This is a genomic window from Pseudorhizobium halotolerans (assembly GCF_902153235.2).
Taxonomy (GTDB): domain Bacteria; phylum Pseudomonadota; class Alphaproteobacteria; order Rhizobiales; family Rhizobiaceae; genus Neorhizobium; species Neorhizobium flavum.
Genome location: NZ_CABFWE030000005.1, coordinates 306,667 through 324,143 on the forward strand (window position 1 = coordinate 306,667; position 17,477 = coordinate 324,143).

Consider the following 17,477-nt stretch of genomic DNA (forward strand, 5'->3'; position numbering starts at 1 on the left):
GTGGGACGGCTCAGGCGAGACGCCGCGTGGTCGAGGGATCGAACACCACGGCCTTGTCGAGATTGAACACAAACGTGAAGCGTTGTTTCGGGGCGATGGCGACATCGGCACGCACACGTCCCGTGAACGTTTCACCCGCGAGGCGGGCAGTCACGAAGGTGTCCGAGCCAGTCGGCTCCACAAGGCTCACATCGGCCTCAACCTTTGCGATCGCATGGGCGGTGGGGTCGACCATCCCTTCGTCGGTGATGCCTTCCGGCCGTAGGCCGAGAATGACCTCCCTGCCGTCCGGAACGTCTGTCGTCACGGACGAAGGCATGGCCACGTTCACCTTGCCACCAAAGAGCGCAATCTGACGCACGCCGTGGTCTGCCACGGTACGGCCCTTCAGCATGTTCATGGCGGGCGACCCCATGAAGTCGGCCACGAAGAGGTTGGCGGGGCGGTTGTAGATCTCCGAGGGCGTGCCGACCTGCTGGATCCCGCCATCCTTGAGGACGACGATCTTTGTTGCCAGGGTCATCGCCTCGATCTGGTCGTGGGTGACGTAGATGATGGTGGCATCGGTATTGTGGTGCAGCGACTTGATCTCGGCCCGCATCTCCACGCGCAGCTTCGCATCCAGATTGGAGAGCGGCTCGTCGAACAGGAAGACGCGCGGTTGCCGGACCAGCGCCCGACCCATTGCCACGCGCTGGCGCTGCCCGCCCGAAAGCTGACTCGGCCGCCGATTCAGCAGATGCTCGATCTGCAGCGTTCCGGCGACATTCTTGACGGCCTCGGCGCGTTCCGCCTTGCCTACGCCGCGCATCTCGAGCGCGAATCCAATGTTCTCCTCCACCGTCATGTTTGGATAGAGCGCGTAGCTCTGGAACACCATGGCGATGTCCCGCTTGGAAGGATGCAGGTCGTTGATGACCTGGCCGTCGAGGACAATCTCGCCGGAGGTCGGCGGCATCAGCCCCGCAATCGCATTGAGCAGGGTGGACTTGCCGCAGCCCGACGGTCCAACCAGGACAAGAAAGTCGCCCTTCTCCATCTCGACGTTGATATCCTTCAGAACCTCGTTGTTGCCGATCTTCTTGTAGAGGTTGCTGATCCGAAGAAAGCTCATTGCGGTTATCCCTTGACTGCGCCGGCCATCAGGCCTCGCACGAAATAGCGTCCGGCGACGATGTAGACGAAGAGCGTCGGCAGGGCGGCGAAGACGGCCGCCGCCATGTCGACGTTGTATTCTTTGACGCCGGTGGATGAGGAAACGAGGTTGTTGAGTGCGACGGTCATCGGCGATTCCGAGCCGGAGGAGAAGGACACGCCGAACAGGAAGTCGTTCCAGATATTGGTGAACTGGTAGATCACGGTGACGACGATGATCGGGCCCGAACTCGGCAGCAGTATCCGCCAGAATATCTTGAAGAAGCCGGCGCCGTCGATCATTGCCGCCTTGATCAGCTCATCCGGAAAGGCTTCGTAATAGTTGCGGAAGAACAGGGTGGTGAAGCCGAGACCATACACAACATGGACGAAGACGAGGCCGGACGTCGAATTGGCAAGGCCGAAGATACCGAGCACCCGCGCCATGGGAATGAGAACCGCCTGGAAGGGAATGAAGCAGGCGAACAGCATGAGGCCAAAGACGATCTTGTGGCCGGGAAAGCGCCACTTGGTCAGCACATAGCCGTTGAGCGCACCGAGCACCGTGGAGATCGCCACCGCCGGCACCACCATCTTGATGGAGTTCCAGAAGTATCCCTTGATGCCTTCGCAGGTCACGCCGATGCATGCGTCTCCCCAAGCTTTCGTCCAGGCGGCCCAGGAGGGATCGCGCGGCAGGGCCAGCATGTCGCCGCCCCGGATCTCGGCGAGCGACTTGAAGGAGGTCGTCAGCATCACGTAGAGCGGCAGGAGGTAGACTGCTGCCAGAACGATCAGAAGCGTATAGATGACGATGCGCGCGGTTCTCGCCGAACCTGCACTGACGGAGTCGCTGGCGGCGCTCATGTGCGCTTCTCCCGAAGCTCGGAATAGAGATAGGGAACGATGATCGCCGTGATGCCCATCAGCATCATCACCGCACTTGCAGAACCGACGGCCATCTGGCTGCGCGTGAATGTGTAGGAATACATGAAGGTCGACGGCAGCTCGGTCGCGTTGCCGGGGCCGCCGCCAGTCAGCGCGATCACGAGGTCGTAAGACTTGATCGCCATGTGCGCGAGCACGATGACGGCGGACAGGAAGACAGGCCGGAGCATGGGGATGATGATCCGCCGGTAAATGGCAAGGGTCGGTGCGCCATCGATCTGCGCCGCCTTGATGATTTCCCCGTCTATGCCGCGCAGGCCTGCAAGGAACATCGCCATGATGAAACCGGATGCCTGCCAGACGCCGGCAATGACGATGGTATAGATCGCCATGTCGGTATTGATCAGCCAGTCGAACTTGAAGCTCTCCCAGCCGAGGTTGTGCATCGTCTTCTCCAGCCCGAGCCCCGGGTTGAGAAACCATTTCCAGGCAGTGCCGGTAACGACAAAGGAAAGCGCCATCGGATAAAGGAAGATCGGCCGCAACACACCTTCCGCGCGAATGCGCTGGTCCATCAGAATCGCGATGAACAGGCCTATGGCGATGCAGAGGCTGATATAGAGAACCCCGAAGATCGCGAGGTTCTTGATCGCCATGTACCAGTTCGGCTGGGACCAGAGGCGGTAGTAGGCGTCAAAGCCGACAAGGTCGTAGACCGGCAGGATCCGGGAGCGCGTGAAGGACAGGTAGACAGTCCACAGGATGAATCCGTAGACGAAGATCAGGCTGATCGCAAAGGACGGTGCCAGCACGATCTTTGGCAACGCGGCGCCGAGACGCTCCGCAAGCCTGCGTCGTGGTCGCTCGGGCGTGACGTAGGGAACGGGCTCAATGGTTGTCATGCACCACCTCCGGCAGATCCCGGCTCAACTCGCTTGGACTGGGTGAGAAAATGGCCGGGAATTCCCGGCCATTTTCAGAGATGTCTCAAGGTCGCAGCCTTATTGAGCCGCTGCAACGGCCTGCGGCAAGCGCTCGAGCGCCTGATCGGTCGTGATCTGGCCGTTGAGATGCTGGGTCACGACGTCGAACACGGCTTCCTTAACTGACGACGGCTGGGCGTGGCCGTGAGCCAGCGACCCTGCGAGGTTACCGCTTGCAGCAGCCTCGGCAAGATCCTTCATGCCCTTCTTGCCGCAATCGTCAAATTCCGTGTCCGGAACATCTGTCCGTGCCGGGACCGAACCCTTGACCGTGTTGAAGGCGATCTGGAAGGCAGGATCCTCGACGGCTGCAGCCATCTTGAGCTGTGCATTGCGCTTGTCCTCACCAACGTCGAACATCACGAACTGGTCCGAATTGAAGAGCACCGAGCCCTGCGTCCCGGGGAAGCGGATGCAGACGAAGTCCTCGCCCGGCTTCTTCTCCGCGCGCAGCCACTCACCCTTCGACCAGTCACCCATCTGCTGGGCGCCCGCCTGTCCTTCGATGACAAGCGCAGTTGAAAGGTTCCAGTCGCGCCCGGAGAAGTTCGCGTCGAAGTACTCGCGCAGTCTCGACATGTTGTCGAAGACCTGGCGCATCGTATCGCTGGAAAGCGCTTCGGCATCTGCATCGATCACAGCCTTCTTGTAGAAGTCCATGCCGCCCACGGAGAGGACGACCGACTCCCACAGCGTGCCGTCCTGCCAGGGCTGGCCACCGTGTGCGAGCGGCGTGATGCCCTGTTCCTTGAACTTGTCGAGCAGCGCGAACAGTTCGTCCATATTTTTCGGCGGCTCGCCGCCAGCCTTGTCGAGAGCGGCCTTGTTCAGCCACAGCCAGTTCGTGGAGTGGACGTTGACGGGCGCGGCGATCCAGTCGCCGTCGAACTTGGAGAATTCCTGAAGGGCTGCGGGGATGACCTTGTCCCAACCCTGCTCCGTCGCGAGGTCGTTGAGGTTACCCACCACGCCCATTTCCGCCCAGTCCTTGATATCGAAACCGAGCATCTGCACCGCGGTCGGCGGATCACCGGAGGTGACACGGGCGCGAAGCGCCGTCATCGCCTGGACGCCAGAGCCGCCGGCAACCGGCATGTCCTGCCACCCAATACCCTGCTTCTGCAGGTTTTCCTTCAGGACGTTCAGCGCGGCAGCCTCGCCGCCAGACGTCCACCAATGCAGCACTTCAACGCTTTCCTGGGCCTTCGCTGCCCCGGCCGTCAGCGCAATCATGGCAGCGCCGGCGGCCAGCTTTGAAAATGTTTCGATCTTCATGGGAATCTCCTCTTGATCCGGGCTCCTCTCCGGATAAGTCGATTTATAACGATACAAACACGGGGGCTGTCAACCCGAGCCACATGGATTGAAGCGTCTCGCACCGTCGATTCATCCGGCTGTTATCATTTGTCATTTTTTGTTCCACTGCAGGGAGAGGTCATTGCCCCGCAAATTTATAACGATATATTTATCGCGGGAGCTGGGATCGGCCCCGGTGGAGAAATGCTACGCCGATGAGCAATCGGAAGAAGAGAGGCGCTGCGTCAACCTTGATGCCGCAGACCCGACCCTACGGCACGGAAGACGTAAAGCCGACCCTGAAGACCCTCGCCGAATTGACGGGCCTGGCGGTCACAACGGTATCGCGCGCCTTGGCCGACGCGCCGCAGATCGCGCTCGAAACCCGCCAGCGTGTGCGGCGGGTGGCAGAGGAGATCGGCTACTTCCCCGACCGGGCGGCGCAGCGGCTTCGCACCGGCCGCACCAATGTGATCAGCCTGGTGCTCGATCCACACGAGGAAATTCTCGGCTACGCGACGTCGATGATCAACGGCCTTACCGAGGCATTGCGGGGCACGCCCTATCATCTGGTCATCACCCCGCATTTCTCAGACACGCCACCGTTGGACCCGGTCCGCTACATCATGCGCAACCGAATGGCCGACGGCATTCTCTTCACCCGCACCGAGCCGTCCGACGAACGGGTGAAGCTGCTGCTGGAACGGGGTTTTCCCTTCATCTGTCACGGCAGGACGGAACTCGCGACGCAGCATCCCTATGTGGATTTCGACAACTATGCCTTTGCCTACGAGGCTGCCCGCAAACTGATTTCCGCGGGCGCAAGGAAACTGTGTATCATCCTACCACCGGACAGGTTCACCTTCGCCCACCATATGCGGCATGGCTTCATGACGGCCGTCCGAGAAGCCGGCGTTCCCTTCGAGATCGCGGGGGACGTCACGCTCGACAGCAAGTCGGAGGAGATAAGATTGGCGATGTTTCGCCTGCTGAGCGAGACGTCGCCTCCCGACGGCTTCATCTGCGGCGGCGAGGTCTCCGCGCTCGCCACAATGGCGGCCGCCTATGACAAGGGCCTGCATCTCGGCAGCGACATCCACCTCGTTGCGAAGCAGACATCTGGCCTGTTCGACCAGATCAGGCCACGCGTCGAAACGATCTATGAGGACCTTGCTGCAGCGGGTGCGACCATGGGCCGCCTGCTGCTGCGGCGGATCGCGGAGCAGCCGCAGGTTTCGGAACTGCAGGTGCTCCATTCGATCTGAGCACCTGCAGTTTTCCTTTAGTCCTCGTCCTGAAAGACCTCATCGCGCTTCTTCCTGACGCTCGGCAGCAGCACGACGACCAGGACCGCAAGCGCAATGATGAGGAGCGTCGCGCTGATCGGCCGCGTGAAGAAGGTGGTCGGGTCGCCGCGCGACAGGATCATCGCACGCCGGAGGTTCTCCTCCAGCAACGGGCCAAGCACGAAGCCAAGCAGCAGGGGTGCCGGTTCGCACCGCAGTTTTGCCAGCACGTAGCCGATGAACCCGAAGAAGGCGACGGCATAGAGGTCGTAGACGTTGGAGTTGACGCTGTAGACCCCAATCGAGCAGAACGCCATGATGATCGGGAACAGCACGTAGTAAGGCACGGTCAGGAGCTTCACCCAGAGCCCCACCAGGGGCAGGTTCAGAACCACGAGCATCAGGTTGCCGATCCACATCGAGGCAATGATGCCCCAGAACAGCGCCGGCTGCTCGGTGGCCACATTCGGACCCGGCACGATTCCCTGGATGATCATGGCGCCGATCATTAACGCCATCACGGGGTTCGCAGGGATGCCAAGCGTCAGGAGCGGAATGAACGAGGTCTGCGCGCCGGCATTGTTCGCGGATTCAGGTCCAGCCACGCCTGCGATTGCCCCCTGGCCGAACTCCTCAGGGTTTTTCGAAACCCTCTTTTCCACCGTGTAGGAGGCGAAGGCTGCGAGGATTGCACCGCCACCTGGCAATATGCCGAGCGCCGAACCGATTGCCGTGCCTCGCAGCACCGGCGCAACCATCTGCTTGAAGTCGTCCTTGGTCGGGAAGAGATTGGTGACCTTGGCCATCAGCAGGGACCGGGTCTTTTCGCTTTCCAAGTTGCGAAGGATTTCGGCAATGCCGAAGACACCAACCGCGACTGCCACGAAATTGAGGCCGTCGGCATATTCGCGAATGCCCAGCGTGAACCGGGGTGTGCCCGTATAGATATCCGTACCGACCAGCCCCAGCAGGAGCCCGAGCGTGACCATGGCAAGCGCCTTGATGATCGAGCCATGGGCAAGCGCCACGGAGGAGACGAGACCCACGACCATTAGGGAAAAGTACTCGGCGGAACCGAACTGCAGGGCGATTGCCGTGAGCGGCGGCGCGAAGATCGCCACGAGGAAGGTCGAGACGCTGCCTGCGAAGAACGAGCCGAGCGCAGCGATTGCGAGTGCGACGCCCGCCCTGCCCTTTCGCGCCATCTGATAGCCGTCGATCGCCGTCACGGCCGATGAGGATTCGCCCGGCAGGTTGATGAGGATCGCCGTCGTCGATCCGCCATACTGCGCACCGTAATAAATCCCCGCAAGCATGATCAGCGAGGAGACCGGCTCCAGCTGGAACGTGATCGGCAGCAGCATGGCAATGGTCGCCGTTGGTCCGATCCCCGGGAGGACGCCGATAAGAGTTCCGAGAAGGACACCGATAAGGCAGAAGAACAGGTTGTTGAACGAAGTTGCGGTCGCGAACCCCAGTTCGAGATTGCTGATGAAATCCATGTCGCGTCCTCCCTTAGTAGCCCAGCCAGGGGCCGACCGACCGGAACGGCAGATTGAGCCCGTAGCTGAACACGAGGAAGCAGAAGATCGTCAGGCCAGCGGAAAGCAGCACGGCAGTGACCGGCGTCATACGGCTCGAAGCAAAGCACGCAATCAACGCGGTCAGGAACAGCGCCGGCACGAAGCCGAGGCCGCGGACGGTGAAGCCGAAGAAGATCGGTGCCGGCAGGATGAATAGCATGCCTCGCCACGCGATATGTCCGATGGCTTCGCCCTCGACGCGAACTGACTGAATGATGAGAATTAATCCGAATAGCGCAAGGCAGCAGGCAAGGACGAAGGGAAAGTAGCCTGGCCCCATGCGGAAGGCCGTTCCCAGGTCCAAATCATAGGACTGCATGCCGAAGAAGAGGGCGAGAGCAATAAACAGGAGTCCGCAAATGACATTGGGGACGTCAAATCTGAAGGCTTTCATGGTCGCTCCGTTAAGAGGAGGCGGCGCCGGCGAGACGGCGCCGCAAAGCCGACCCTCGCCCACTGAAGGGAGAGAATCGGCGTCAACATGTTGACGGAGATCAGTCCGCGTACTGGCCGGCAGCTTCGATCACCGGCTTCCAGCGTGCAATCTCGCTTTCGAGCTTCGCCTTCAAGGCGTCAGGCGTGCCATCCGCTTCCGGAGAAGGCTCGGTGCCGAGTTCTGCGAAGCGGGCCGCGACATTCTCGTCCTTCAGCGCAACCTGGAGAGACTTGGAAAGGCGCTCCACGGCCTCGGCGGGCGTGCCCTTCGGCACGTAGATGCCGTGCCAGATGCCGACCTGAAAGTCCGCGAGACCGGCTTCGGCGGTCGTGGGAATATCCTTCAGCACGTCTAGGCGCTCCGGAGAGGTCACGGCATAGGCCTTGATCGTCCCTGCCTGGATCTGCTTGGTCGTGTTGGTCGTCTGGTCGCACATGATGTCGACCTGCCCGCCGAGAAGATCGGTCATGGCCGGTCCGGTGCCCTTATAGGGTACCGTTACGAGCGGCGTTTCGAGCGCGCTCATGAACAGCATGCCACACAGGTGCGATGCAGCGCCGATACCGGCGTTGGCAACGGTCACGGTATCCTTGTTGGCCTTTGCGTATTCGATGAGGCCGGCCATGTCGGTAGGCTCGAGGTCCTTGCGGGCCACGATCGTCATTGGCACTTCGGTCACCAGCCCCACGTACTCGAATGCATTGAGGGTGTCGTAGGGCAGCTTGCGGTAGAGCGTCGCGCTGGTCGCCATGCCGATGTGGTGCAGCAGCACGGTGTAGCCGTCAGCCTCGGCATTGGCGACCCGAGCCGCCCCGAGCGTCCCACCGGCACCGCCGACGTTCTCCACGATCACCTGCTGACCAAGATCCTTGGACATCGACTCCGCTACAAGACGGGCAACCGTATCGGTCGGGCCGCCTGCTGCAAACGGTACCACCATAGTGATCGTACGGTCAGGGTAGGTCTGTGCGCCGGCGCCGGCAGAGAACAGGGAAACGGCGGCAACAGCGGTCGCGCCGAGAACAGCGTTAAGTATCTTCATGAGATTCCTCCACGATACAGTAATCAGCGGGCGCAAGTTCCTCCGTCGCCAGCCGTGATGCACCTTGTTGCCGCAATTTACCACGAGGCAATTGTTGATGATTGTTTGACGGGCGATAGAGCCTTGTCTGATCAGAGCCATGGGTGGAAAAGGAAACAAGACCGGAGAATAACGGGTGGAAATCCACCCATTAGGACGGATCGACGAGGCGTCAGCTCTCGCGGTCTTCCGAGCCCGCTTGCTCTGGACTGAGCATCTTCTTGTCCAATCCGTATTTCTGCATCTTCTCGTAAAGAGTCTTTCGTGAGATCCCGAGCATCTCATAGGCTGGTCGCAGGGCTCCGCCGTGCGCAGCAATGGCACTCGCAATAACGCTGCGCTCGAAGGCTGCGACTTTGTCGGAAAGCCTCTCGCTTCCCTCGCGGATAATCAAGGGGTCACCCGGACCTGCGTCCAGGCCTAGAACGAAGCGATCCGCGGCATTCCTTAATTCCCGAACGTTGCCGGGCCACTCCCTCTGTGCAACAGCGGATATCACATCCGGCGGCACCTCGGCATCTTCCCGGCCGTAGCGGGCCGCTGCTTCACGGACCAGTTGCAGGAACAGGAGTGGAATGTCGGCACGGCGCTGTTCCAGCGACGGGACATGAATTGTCGCCACGTTGAGACGGTAGAGAAGGTCGGCACGGAAGCGCCCGGCAGCCACTTCCGCCTCCAGGTCGACCTTGCTGGTGGCGATGAAGCGGACGTCGAGCGGGACGACCTCATTCGATCCAAGGCGGGTGATGACACGTTCCTGCAGGACACGAAGGAATTTCGCCTGCAAGTCGAAGGGAAGCGACCCGATCTCGTCCAGCAGGATCGTGCCGCCTCGCCCGTGCTCGAACTTGCCGAAGCGGGCGCGGATGGCACCGGGGAAGGCACCGGCCTCGTGGCCGAACAACTCGCTTTCGATCAGATTCTCCGGCAGGGCCGCACAGTTGATGGCGATGAAGGGACGGTTTGCCCTCGGGCTGATATCGTGCAGCGCGCGGGCGACCACCTCCTTGCCGGCCCCTGTGTCGCCGATGATCAGCGTGTCGGCATCCGTCGCTCCGATGGCCCGGATCCGGTATCGCAGATCCACCATGACCTGGGTTCGTCCGGGCAAGCGCGCCTCGAGGTCGTCTCGCTTGCCGGCAACCGCCCTCAACCGCCTGTTTTCGAGAACCAGGCCTCGTCTGTCCATCGCCCTGCGGATCACGCCAGCGAGGTGCTGGGGGGTGAAGGGCTTTTCCAGGAAGTCGTAGGCCCCCTCCCGCATCGCCTTCACCGCCAGTTGCACATCGCCATGACCGGTGACCAGGATGACGGGGATTTCGCTATCGAGGTCGCGAATCCGATGCAGCAGCGTCATCCCGTCCGTTCCTGGCATCCGGATATCCGTAACCACAACGCCGTCGAAGCCATAGCCCATGAGCTCCAGCACATGGTCGGCGTTGGAGAAGGTGACGACCGGCAGGCCGAAGAGTTCCAGCGCCTGCGCTGTCGAACGGCGCAACTCCTCCTCGTCGTCGACCAGAAAGACCCTCTGCTCGCTCATTCTGCCGCCTTCAGGGCTTCGGAAGCGGCATCAAGCTCGACGCGGAAGACCGCGCCACCGTCGGGATGATCCGACACGGTCAGGCTGCCACCGAAATCCTTGATGATGTTGTAGGAGATCGAGAGCCCAAGCCCGAGCCCTTTGCCGACACCTTTGGTGGTGAAGAAGGGATCGAATATTCGCTCCCGTATCGCTGCCGCAACTCCCGTCCCCTGGTCCCGGACAAGGATCACGACCTTGCCCGCCTGATGATGCGCGGAGAGCTCGATCACCCTGTGCTCCTGCCCCTCTACGACATCGGCGGCGTTGGTGATAATGTTGACGAGAACCTGTTGCAGACGAACAGCCCCTGCCCTGACCTGCGGCAGATCCGGCGGCAGGTCGATCCTGAGTTCCGCCTTGGCGATTTTCAGGCGTGCATCGACGATCTCGCATGTATCCTTCACCACCTCACTGACGGCTATCGCACCCAGCTTCTCGTTCGGCTTGCGAGCGAAGTTGCGCAAATGCCTGCTGATCGATGCCATCCGATCGATCAGTGCCGAGATGCGCCGTACATTGTCACGAGCCTCGTCGACACGCCCCAGTTCGATGAGGACGTCCGCGCTTTCTGCATAGGTCTTCGCTGCCGCAAGCGGCTGGTTGAACTCGTGCGAAAGGGCAGCCGACATCTGCCCGAGCCCGGCGAGCTTGCCCGCCTGGATCAGATCGGCCTGCGTCTGCCGAAGGCGCTGCTCCGTCAGTCGCCGCTCGGCGATCTCCTTTTCGATGCGACTGTTGACGCGGGCAAGATCGGCGGTACGCTCCGCAACCCGCCTCTCCAGTTCATGCTTTGCCTCCGCCTGCATCTGCATCCGCTCGTTCAGCCGCGCCCGGCGCTGCATGATGATTGCCATGAAGAGTGCGGCGAGGCAGATGAACAGGAGGATCGCCACAACCGTGGTCTTGGTCTGCGCACGGACTGTACCGGTATCCATGAGCACGTTGACCGTCCACCCTGCCTCCTGCATCAGGGTCGATACCACCAGATATTCCCGCTCACCGGCCGCATCGGCAATTGTGATGCTTTCGTGCCCGGCATAGCTACCGCGACGGATCGGCAACTCCCTCAGCCAGGCATCGGCATACCGCCGAGACGCTTCCGTGCGTGCGAGACGCTCCGGGGTCAGTGGCTCGATCGCCGAGTAAAGCCATTCGGGCGAGCCGGTCATGAAGATGATGCCTTCCGGATCGGACACGAAGATACGGCTGTCACCGCCGGTCCACGAACGTTCTATGCCATCGATATCGACCTTGAAGACGATGACGCCGAGCACCGCACCGCCCACCTTGATCGGCGAACCGAAATAATAGCCCCTCTTCAGCGAAGTCGTACCCAAAGCATAGAAGCGAGACTGCTTGCCGTTGGCGGCGTCCTGGAAATAGGGCCGGTAGCTGAAATTCTCGCCGACGAAGCTCAACGGACCGTCATAATTGCTCGCGGCGATCGTATCGCCGTCCGGCGTCATCACATAGATGTCGGAGGACGTGAGAAGGGTGTTGATCTCCTTCAGGTACCGGTTGGTCCGTTCCCGCAACTGCTCGTCATGCGGCTTCTGCACCAGTTCCTCGACCAGTGCCTGATCGGCGATGAGCGCAGGCAGCGCTTCGTAACGCTTCAGGTGACCTTCAAGTGCCGACACCGCCAGACGAAGCGTCGTGCCGGCCTGGGCAGCCGTTTCGTTCATGTACCGGCGCGCGACGATCTCGCCGCCGCCGAATATCACGCCGAGACTGAGTGCGACGAAAACTAGGGACAGGATGGCGGTACGACGACGCAAGACAGCAGTTCCCCCGGACAACGACTTGTCATCATAGAGAATACCGCGCCGGTTTCCATACGCTTCGGCAGAGTCAACAAGCCATCCCGGTCGGGATCAAGGATCGCGGCGGCGCTTTCCGCTTGACTAATCCTGTGGTCGTGCTTGCATCGCGTGACTGTCTCGATGAGCATTAGAGACATCGCCCACAGAAAGGCGCCCAATGATTTATCTGCTTGCATTATTGATGGGCGTGATCGCCGGATTGCGCGCCATGACCGCGCCTGCGGCGGTAAGCTGGGGAGCCTATTTCGGTTTCATAGGATTGACGGGCACCTGGATGGCCGTCCTGGGCTCGATCTGGGCTGCCCTGATCCTGACGATGCTGGCCGTCGCCGAACTGGTGACAGATCAGCTTCCCGCCACGCCCAGCCGAACCGTTCCAGTTCAGTTCGCAACCAGGGTGATCATGGGAGCCGTCGCCGGCGCGGCGATCGGCGCAGGTTTTGGGCAATGGACGAGCGGCCTTGCAGCCGGAGCTATAGGTGCTGTGGCGGGAACATTTGGTGGCGCGGCTTTCCGGTCCGTAATGGCCAAGGCGTTCCGGCGCGATGCACCCGCGGCATTCATCGAGGACGCGATTGCGATCGTCGGCGTTTGGTTGATCATCAACGCACTCACCGTGTTTGCCGTCTCATGAAGGATTTCGATGCCATCATTGTCGGCACCGGACAGGCGGGCCCGCCGCTCGCCGGTCGATTGACGGCGGCGGGAATGTCCGTTGCGATCATCGAACGCAAGCATGTGGGTGGCACCTGCGTGAACACCGGCTGCATACCGACCAAGGCGCTTGTTGCCAGCGCCTATGCTGCCCACCTGACGCGCCGCGCCTCCGACTACGGCATTGAACTGGAAGGCGTGCCGACGGTGGACATGCCGAAGGTCATGGCGCGCTCTCACCAGGTGACGCTTAACGCGCGAAGGAACAATCGCGATTGGCTGCAGTCGATGGAGAAATGCAGCCTGATCGAAGGCCATGCGCGCTTCGAGTCCCGCCATGTCATACGGGTGGGCGAGGAGCTTCTGCGGGCGCCGCGGATATTCCTGAACGTCGGCGGCAGGGCCGCCATTCCCGATTTCCCCGGTGTCGATCAGGTGCCCTATCTGACCAACAGCAGCATTGTGCTGCTGGAGCGGGTGCCCCGCCACCTCGTCATTGTCGGCGGCAGCTATATTGGCCTGGAGTTTGCGCAGATGTACCGCCGGTTCGGCGCTGAGGTCACTGTGATCGAGAAAGGCGAGCGCCTCATCGGTCGGGAGGATCACGACGTCTCCGACGCTATACGCGAGATCCTGGAGGCGGAGGGCATCCAGGTACGGATCGGGGCCGAATGCATTCGCCTCGAGCCTCATCCGGATGGCGTTGCCGTCGGCGTGGATTGCAGTGAAGGTGCACCGACCATCATCGGTTCGGACGTGCTTATGGCGACGGGTCGGCGACCCAACACCGATGACCTCTGCCTCGACAAGGCAGGGGTGGAGGTCGACGACCGCGGCTATATCAAGGTTGGCGAAGACCTAGCGACGACAGTCGAAGGCATTTGGGCTCTGGGCGATTGCAACGGCAAAGGCGCCTTCACCCACACCGCCTACAACGATTTCGAAATCGTCGCTGCCAATCTCCGCGATGGGGAGGACCGACGCGTCTCCGACCGTATTCTGGGTTATGCACTCTATATCGACCCGCCCCTGGGGCGCGTGGGGATGACCGAAGCTCAAGCATTGAAGGCGGGAAAGAAGGTCCTTGTTGGCAGGCGTCCTATGAGCCGCGTGGGGCGAGCGATCGAGAAGGGAGAGACGCAGGGCTTCATGAAGATCGTCGCTGACGCCGACACCAGGCAGATCCTTGGAGCCGCCATCCTTGGCACCGGCGGGGACGAAGCGATCCACGGCGTCCTGGACATCATGAACGCGGGAGCCACCGTCGATGCGCTTCGTTGGGCCGTACCAATCCATCCGACGGTATCCGAGCTCTGGCCGACGGTGATTTCGGAGATGTCACCGCCTTAAGCTTCCGTTCACCGTTTCTGCCTTTTGCCGATCGTCCTTAACTCGGATTGCAGGCGTTTCCGCTAGGTTCTCGGCGCGAGAAGGTGGCCGAATATGTGCGGATTTGCAGGATTTCTGGGTGAAACAACTCATCCCGGCGGAAAAGAACGCCTCCTGAACGGAATGGCGGAGGCGATTGCCCATCGCGGGCCTGACGGACGCGGTACCTTCACCGCAGAAGGCGTGGGTCTTGCCCATGTGCGCCTTTCGATCGTCGGCCTTTCCGACGGAAGGCAGCCGATGAGCAACTCCACGGGGGACATCGTCATCGCCTTCAACGGCGAGATCTTCAACTATGTCGAACTGCGGGATGAGTTGGTAGCAAAGGGTCATCGTTTCCGCACCCAAACCGATACCGAAGTTCTGCTGCAGCTCTACGAATCTATCGGCGAGCAATGCCTCCAGCACCTGAACGGCGATTTCGCTTTCGCCATCTGGGACGGGCGACGTCGGCGTCTCCTTCTGGCCCGTGACAGGATGGGGGTTCGTCCCCTTTTCTACACCCGTTCCGGTGACACTCTCTACTTTGCCTCGGAGATAAAGGCGCTGCTGGAAGTCCCGGGCGTGGAGGCGGAACTCGATCCTTTCGCGCTGGACCAGATCTTCACGATGTGGGCGCCGGTTGCGCCGCGCACCGCCTTCAAGGGAATCCTTGAGCTAGAACCCGGCCACGTCCTGATGGCACAAGGCGGCGAGGTCACGGACAGGGCCTACTGGACGATGCAATTTCCGGACGTGCGGGATATCGATCCCGGTCCGATAGCTGATCGGCAGGAGGAACTGCAGGCCCTCCTGACAGACTCGGTGCGACTGCGCATGCGCGCCGACGTGCCGGTGGGAGCCTATCTTTCCGGAGGCATAGATTCCTCCCTCATCACTGCGCTCGCGGCTCCGATGGCTCCGAGCGGCCTCAACACATTTTCCGTAACCTTCGACAGCGCCGAGCATGACGAGAGCAGCTTCCAGCGGCTTGTTGCCGAAAGCCTGAACACGCACCATCGGTCTGTCCGTTGCGCCGGCTCGGAAATCGCCTCGTGTTTTCCAGACGTGGTGCGCCATGCGGAACGCCCGGTTCTAAGGACTGCCCCCGCGCCTCTCTACCGCCTCTCAAGCCTGGTCCAAGACGAGGGGATGAAGGTGGTGCTGACCGGCGAGGGTGCCGACGAAGTGTTTGCCGGCTACGACATCTTTCGCGAGGCACGCGTCCGGCGCTTCTGCGGCCGCCAACCGCACTCCCGCATCCGGCCGCATCTGTTCCGCAAGCTCTACCCCTATCTGCCGGGGTTGAAGCAGCAATCACCCCAGTACCTGGCGGCCTACTTCGGCGCTGGCACCGACCGGCCCGACGATTTGCTTTTCTCACACCGGCCGCGCTTCCGCAGCACCACCGCCGCAAAGATCTTCTATTCGGATGAGCTCAAGGCAACCCTTGGCCGTTACGATGCTGCCGAAGACCTGGCGTCGCGCCTCCCACCGGACTTTCGCCGCTGGCATCCGCTCCACCAGGCTCAATATCTCGAAGCGCGTTTTCTCCTGCCGGGCTACATCCTCTCCAGCCAGGGCGACCGCATGGCGATGGCACACGGGGTTGAGGGCCGCTTCCCGTTCCTCGATCATCGGGTGGTGGAATTCGCTGGCCGGCTTTCGCCTGAGGCAAAGCTGAAAGGGCTCGAGGAAAAGTACATCCTGCGCCGCGGGGCGAAAGGCCTTGTCCCCGATACGGTTATCCACCGGCCAAAGCAGCCCTACCGGGCGCCGGACACCAATTCCTTCGTCGACGGGCAGGTTCAGGCCTATGTCGGAGAGTGCCTGAGCGAGCAGGCGATCGCGGGCACCGGACTTTTCAATCCCCGCGCCGTCTCGCGCCTTCACGAGAAATCCCGTTCTCGCCCGCTGACCGGCTTCCGCGACAACGCCGCCTTCGTCGGCATCCTCTCCACCCAGTTGTGGCATCGGCAGTTCGTGCAAAACAACCGTCATGGCGTCGCCTCCGCCCCCGTCGCGGCGCCTGTTGCAGGGTGAGCGCAATGGGTGAGCACGCGTCGCGGATCCGCAACCTTCGCGCCCTCCTGCCGCACGCGGCAGCCTATGCCGCATCGGGCGGCAGCCTGATCGTCAGCTCGGCCGCGCAGCTCCTCACCTTCGCCATCCTTGCCCGCTTCCTCGGCGTGGATGAGTTCAGCCTCTTCGTTGCCATAACGGCTCTTTCCAACGTCGCCGTGCATCTCTGCGGACTGGGGGCGACGGAATGCCTCGTGCGCAGGGTCGCGCGGGACCAGGCAATCTACGCGACGCTCCTGGGTCACAATCTCATCCTGATCGCGGCGACCGGGCTTCTTCTGCTTGTGATCGGCGCCGCCGCCCTGCCATTCTTCTTCCAGGTCGCCGAGAGCCGGCTGGCAAACGTCCTGCTGATTACGACGATGCTGGCGACGAATATCGTCCTTGTCCGGGCCATCCTGTTCACCGAACAGGTCTTCATCGCCTTCTCCAACTTCGGGGCTGCAAACAAGGCTGTCATGGGTTTTGCGTTGATACGCACAGCCGCAGCGGCGCTCGCCTGTATTGTCTTCGGGGTGTCGACCCTGCAGGGCTGGATCATCTGGCAGTTTGCAGCACACGCTCTGTTTCTGGCTGCATGTGTCGCCGCTCTGCGCCCTCTCGGCCCACCTCGGTTCCGCATAGTCCGGGAAGAGCTCAGGCTCGGCCTCTACTTCAGCATCCCGTTTATTCTGAAGGCGGCCAGGCAGAATGCCGATCTCGTCGTGCTGAGCCTCGTGACCAGCGCCGAGATCATGTCCAGCTATAGCGTTGCCCGACGGATCATCGAGAGCAGCTACCTCTCGGTGGATGCCCTCAACCGCATCCTCTATCCCGGAACGGCCCGGGCGAGCGCCGCCGGCTTGCACCATGCCTCGGCGCGGGTGGGACGGATCTTCCTCGTGGCGCTTGCGATCAGTGTTGCAGCGGCCGTGGCCGTTTTCCTGCTGGCACCGGTGCTGCCCTACCTGTTCGGCCACGAGTACACATCGCTCGTGCAGTTCGTCCGCTACCTCTGCTGGGTGCTGATCCCGGTCTCCTGCTGGGCGATCGCGCTCGAGGCGCTGGGCGCGGCCGGACACCAGGGGTCCCGTGGCGCGGTTCTTGGCGGCGGCAGCCTGCTCGGGGCCGCACTCGCCGCATGGGCGACCTGGTATGCCCCACCGGAGGGCACGATCATCTCCTACTATGTGATCGAGATCGCCATGACGATCGCGGCATGGCTGGTCTATTTCCGAGTTCTCGCCAAATCCCGTAATGGTGAGGTCTCCATTCGCTCCGGTGTGCCGGCCGAATGAA

The 17,477-nt window shown here is 61.7% G+C and carries 14 protein-coding genes; 5 read left to right on the forward strand and 9 right to left on the reverse strand.

Annotated features, from left to right (window positions below; all coding sequences use genetic code 11):
• Positions 1-10: 10 nt before the first annotated feature.
• The 4 genes from FN060_RS06445 to FN060_RS06460 form a co-directional block, all read right to left on the reverse strand.
• Positions 11-1,114 (reverse strand): ABC transporter ATP-binding protein, encoded by a 1,104-nt coding sequence (locus FN060_RS06445; RefSeq protein ID WP_142587364.1) that lies wholly within the window; start codon positions 1,112-1,114, stop codon positions 11-13.
• A 5-nt stretch (positions 1,115-1,119) separates the two neighbouring features.
• On the reverse strand, positions 1,120-2,001 hold the full coding sequence (locus FN060_RS06450; protein WP_142587365.1) for a carbohydrate ABC transporter permease: 882 nt from the start codon (positions 1,999-2,001) through the stop codon (positions 1,120-1,122).
• A complete protein-coding gene (locus FN060_RS06455) occupies positions 1,998-2,924 on the reverse strand; it encodes a carbohydrate ABC transporter permease (RefSeq protein WP_142587366.1) in 927 nt (308 codons plus the stop codon). Before FN060_RS06455 ends, FN060_RS06450 begins: the two co-directional genes overlap by 4 nt.
• A gap of 99 nt (positions 2,925-3,023) precedes the next feature.
• Positions 3,024-4,274, reverse strand: coding sequence for an ABC transporter substrate-binding protein (locus tag FN060_RS06460; protein WP_395516648.1), 1,251 nt, complete (start codon positions 4,272-4,274; stop codon positions 3,024-3,026).
• Between the two features lie 281 nt (positions 4,275-4,555).
• Between FN060_RS06460 and FN060_RS06465 the strand changes: the two genes are divergently transcribed.
• Positions 4,556-5,566: a LacI family transcriptional regulator gene (locus FN060_RS06465; protein WP_077549891.1), complete on the forward strand. Its 1,011-nt coding sequence runs from the start codon at positions 4,556-4,558 to the stop codon at positions 5,564-5,566.
• Positions 5,567-5,583: 17 nt separating this feature from the next.
• Here FN060_RS06465 and FN060_RS06470 read toward each other — a convergent pair whose 3' ends face one another.
• The 5 genes from FN060_RS06470 to FN060_RS06490 form a co-directional block, all read right to left on the reverse strand.
• Positions 5,584-7,089: a tripartite tricarboxylate transporter permease gene (locus tag FN060_RS06470; RefSeq protein ID WP_077549848.1), complete on the reverse strand. Its 1,506-nt coding sequence runs from the start codon at positions 7,087-7,089 to the stop codon at positions 5,584-5,586.
• A gap of 13 nt (positions 7,090-7,102) precedes the next feature.
• A complete protein-coding gene (locus FN060_RS06475) occupies positions 7,103-7,564 on the reverse strand; it encodes a tripartite tricarboxylate transporter TctB family protein (RefSeq protein WP_077549849.1) in 462 nt (153 codons plus the stop codon).
• A 100-nt stretch (positions 7,565-7,664) separates the two neighbouring features.
• Positions 7,665-8,648 (reverse strand): tripartite tricarboxylate transporter substrate-binding protein, encoded by a 984-nt coding sequence (locus tag FN060_RS06480; protein WP_142587368.1) that lies wholly within the window; start codon positions 8,646-8,648, stop codon positions 7,665-7,667.
• Positions 8,649-8,859: 211 nt separating this feature from the next.
• Entirely contained in the window at positions 8,860-10,230 is a 1,371-nt protein-coding gene (locus FN060_RS06485; RefSeq protein ID WP_142587369.1) for a sigma-54-dependent transcriptional regulator, read from the reverse strand.
• Positions 10,227-12,050, reverse strand: coding sequence for a sensor histidine kinase (locus tag FN060_RS06490; protein WP_425312143.1), 1,824 nt, complete (start codon positions 12,048-12,050; stop codon positions 10,227-10,229). The genes FN060_RS06485 and FN060_RS06490 overlap by 4 nt, the downstream gene beginning before the upstream one ends.
• A gap of 202 nt (positions 12,051-12,252) precedes the next feature.
• Between FN060_RS06490 and FN060_RS06495 the strand changes: the two genes are divergently transcribed.
• The 4 genes from FN060_RS06495 (at position 12,253) to FN060_RS06510 (ending at position 17,476) form a co-directional block, all read left to right on the forward strand.
• Complete coding sequence (locus FN060_RS06495; protein WP_142587370.1) at positions 12,253-12,729, forward strand: DUF4126 family protein; 477 nt, start codon at positions 12,253-12,255, stop codon at positions 12,727-12,729.
• Complete coding sequence (locus FN060_RS06500; RefSeq protein ID WP_142587371.1) at positions 12,726-14,099, forward strand: FAD-containing oxidoreductase; 1,374 nt, start codon at positions 12,726-12,728, stop codon at positions 14,097-14,099. Before FN060_RS06495 ends, FN060_RS06500 begins: the two co-directional genes overlap by 4 nt.
• Positions 14,100-14,192: 93 nt before the next feature.
• Positions 14,193-16,160, forward strand: coding sequence for an asparagine synthase (glutamine-hydrolyzing) (gene asnB / locus FN060_RS06505; RefSeq protein ID WP_142587372.1), 1,968 nt, complete (start codon positions 14,193-14,195; stop codon positions 16,158-16,160).
• A gap of 5 nt (positions 16,161-16,165) precedes the next feature.
• Entirely contained in the window at positions 16,166-17,476 is a 1,311-nt protein-coding gene (locus FN060_RS06510; RefSeq protein WP_142587373.1) for a lipopolysaccharide biosynthesis protein, read from the forward strand.
• Position 17,477: the final 1 nt, after the last annotated feature.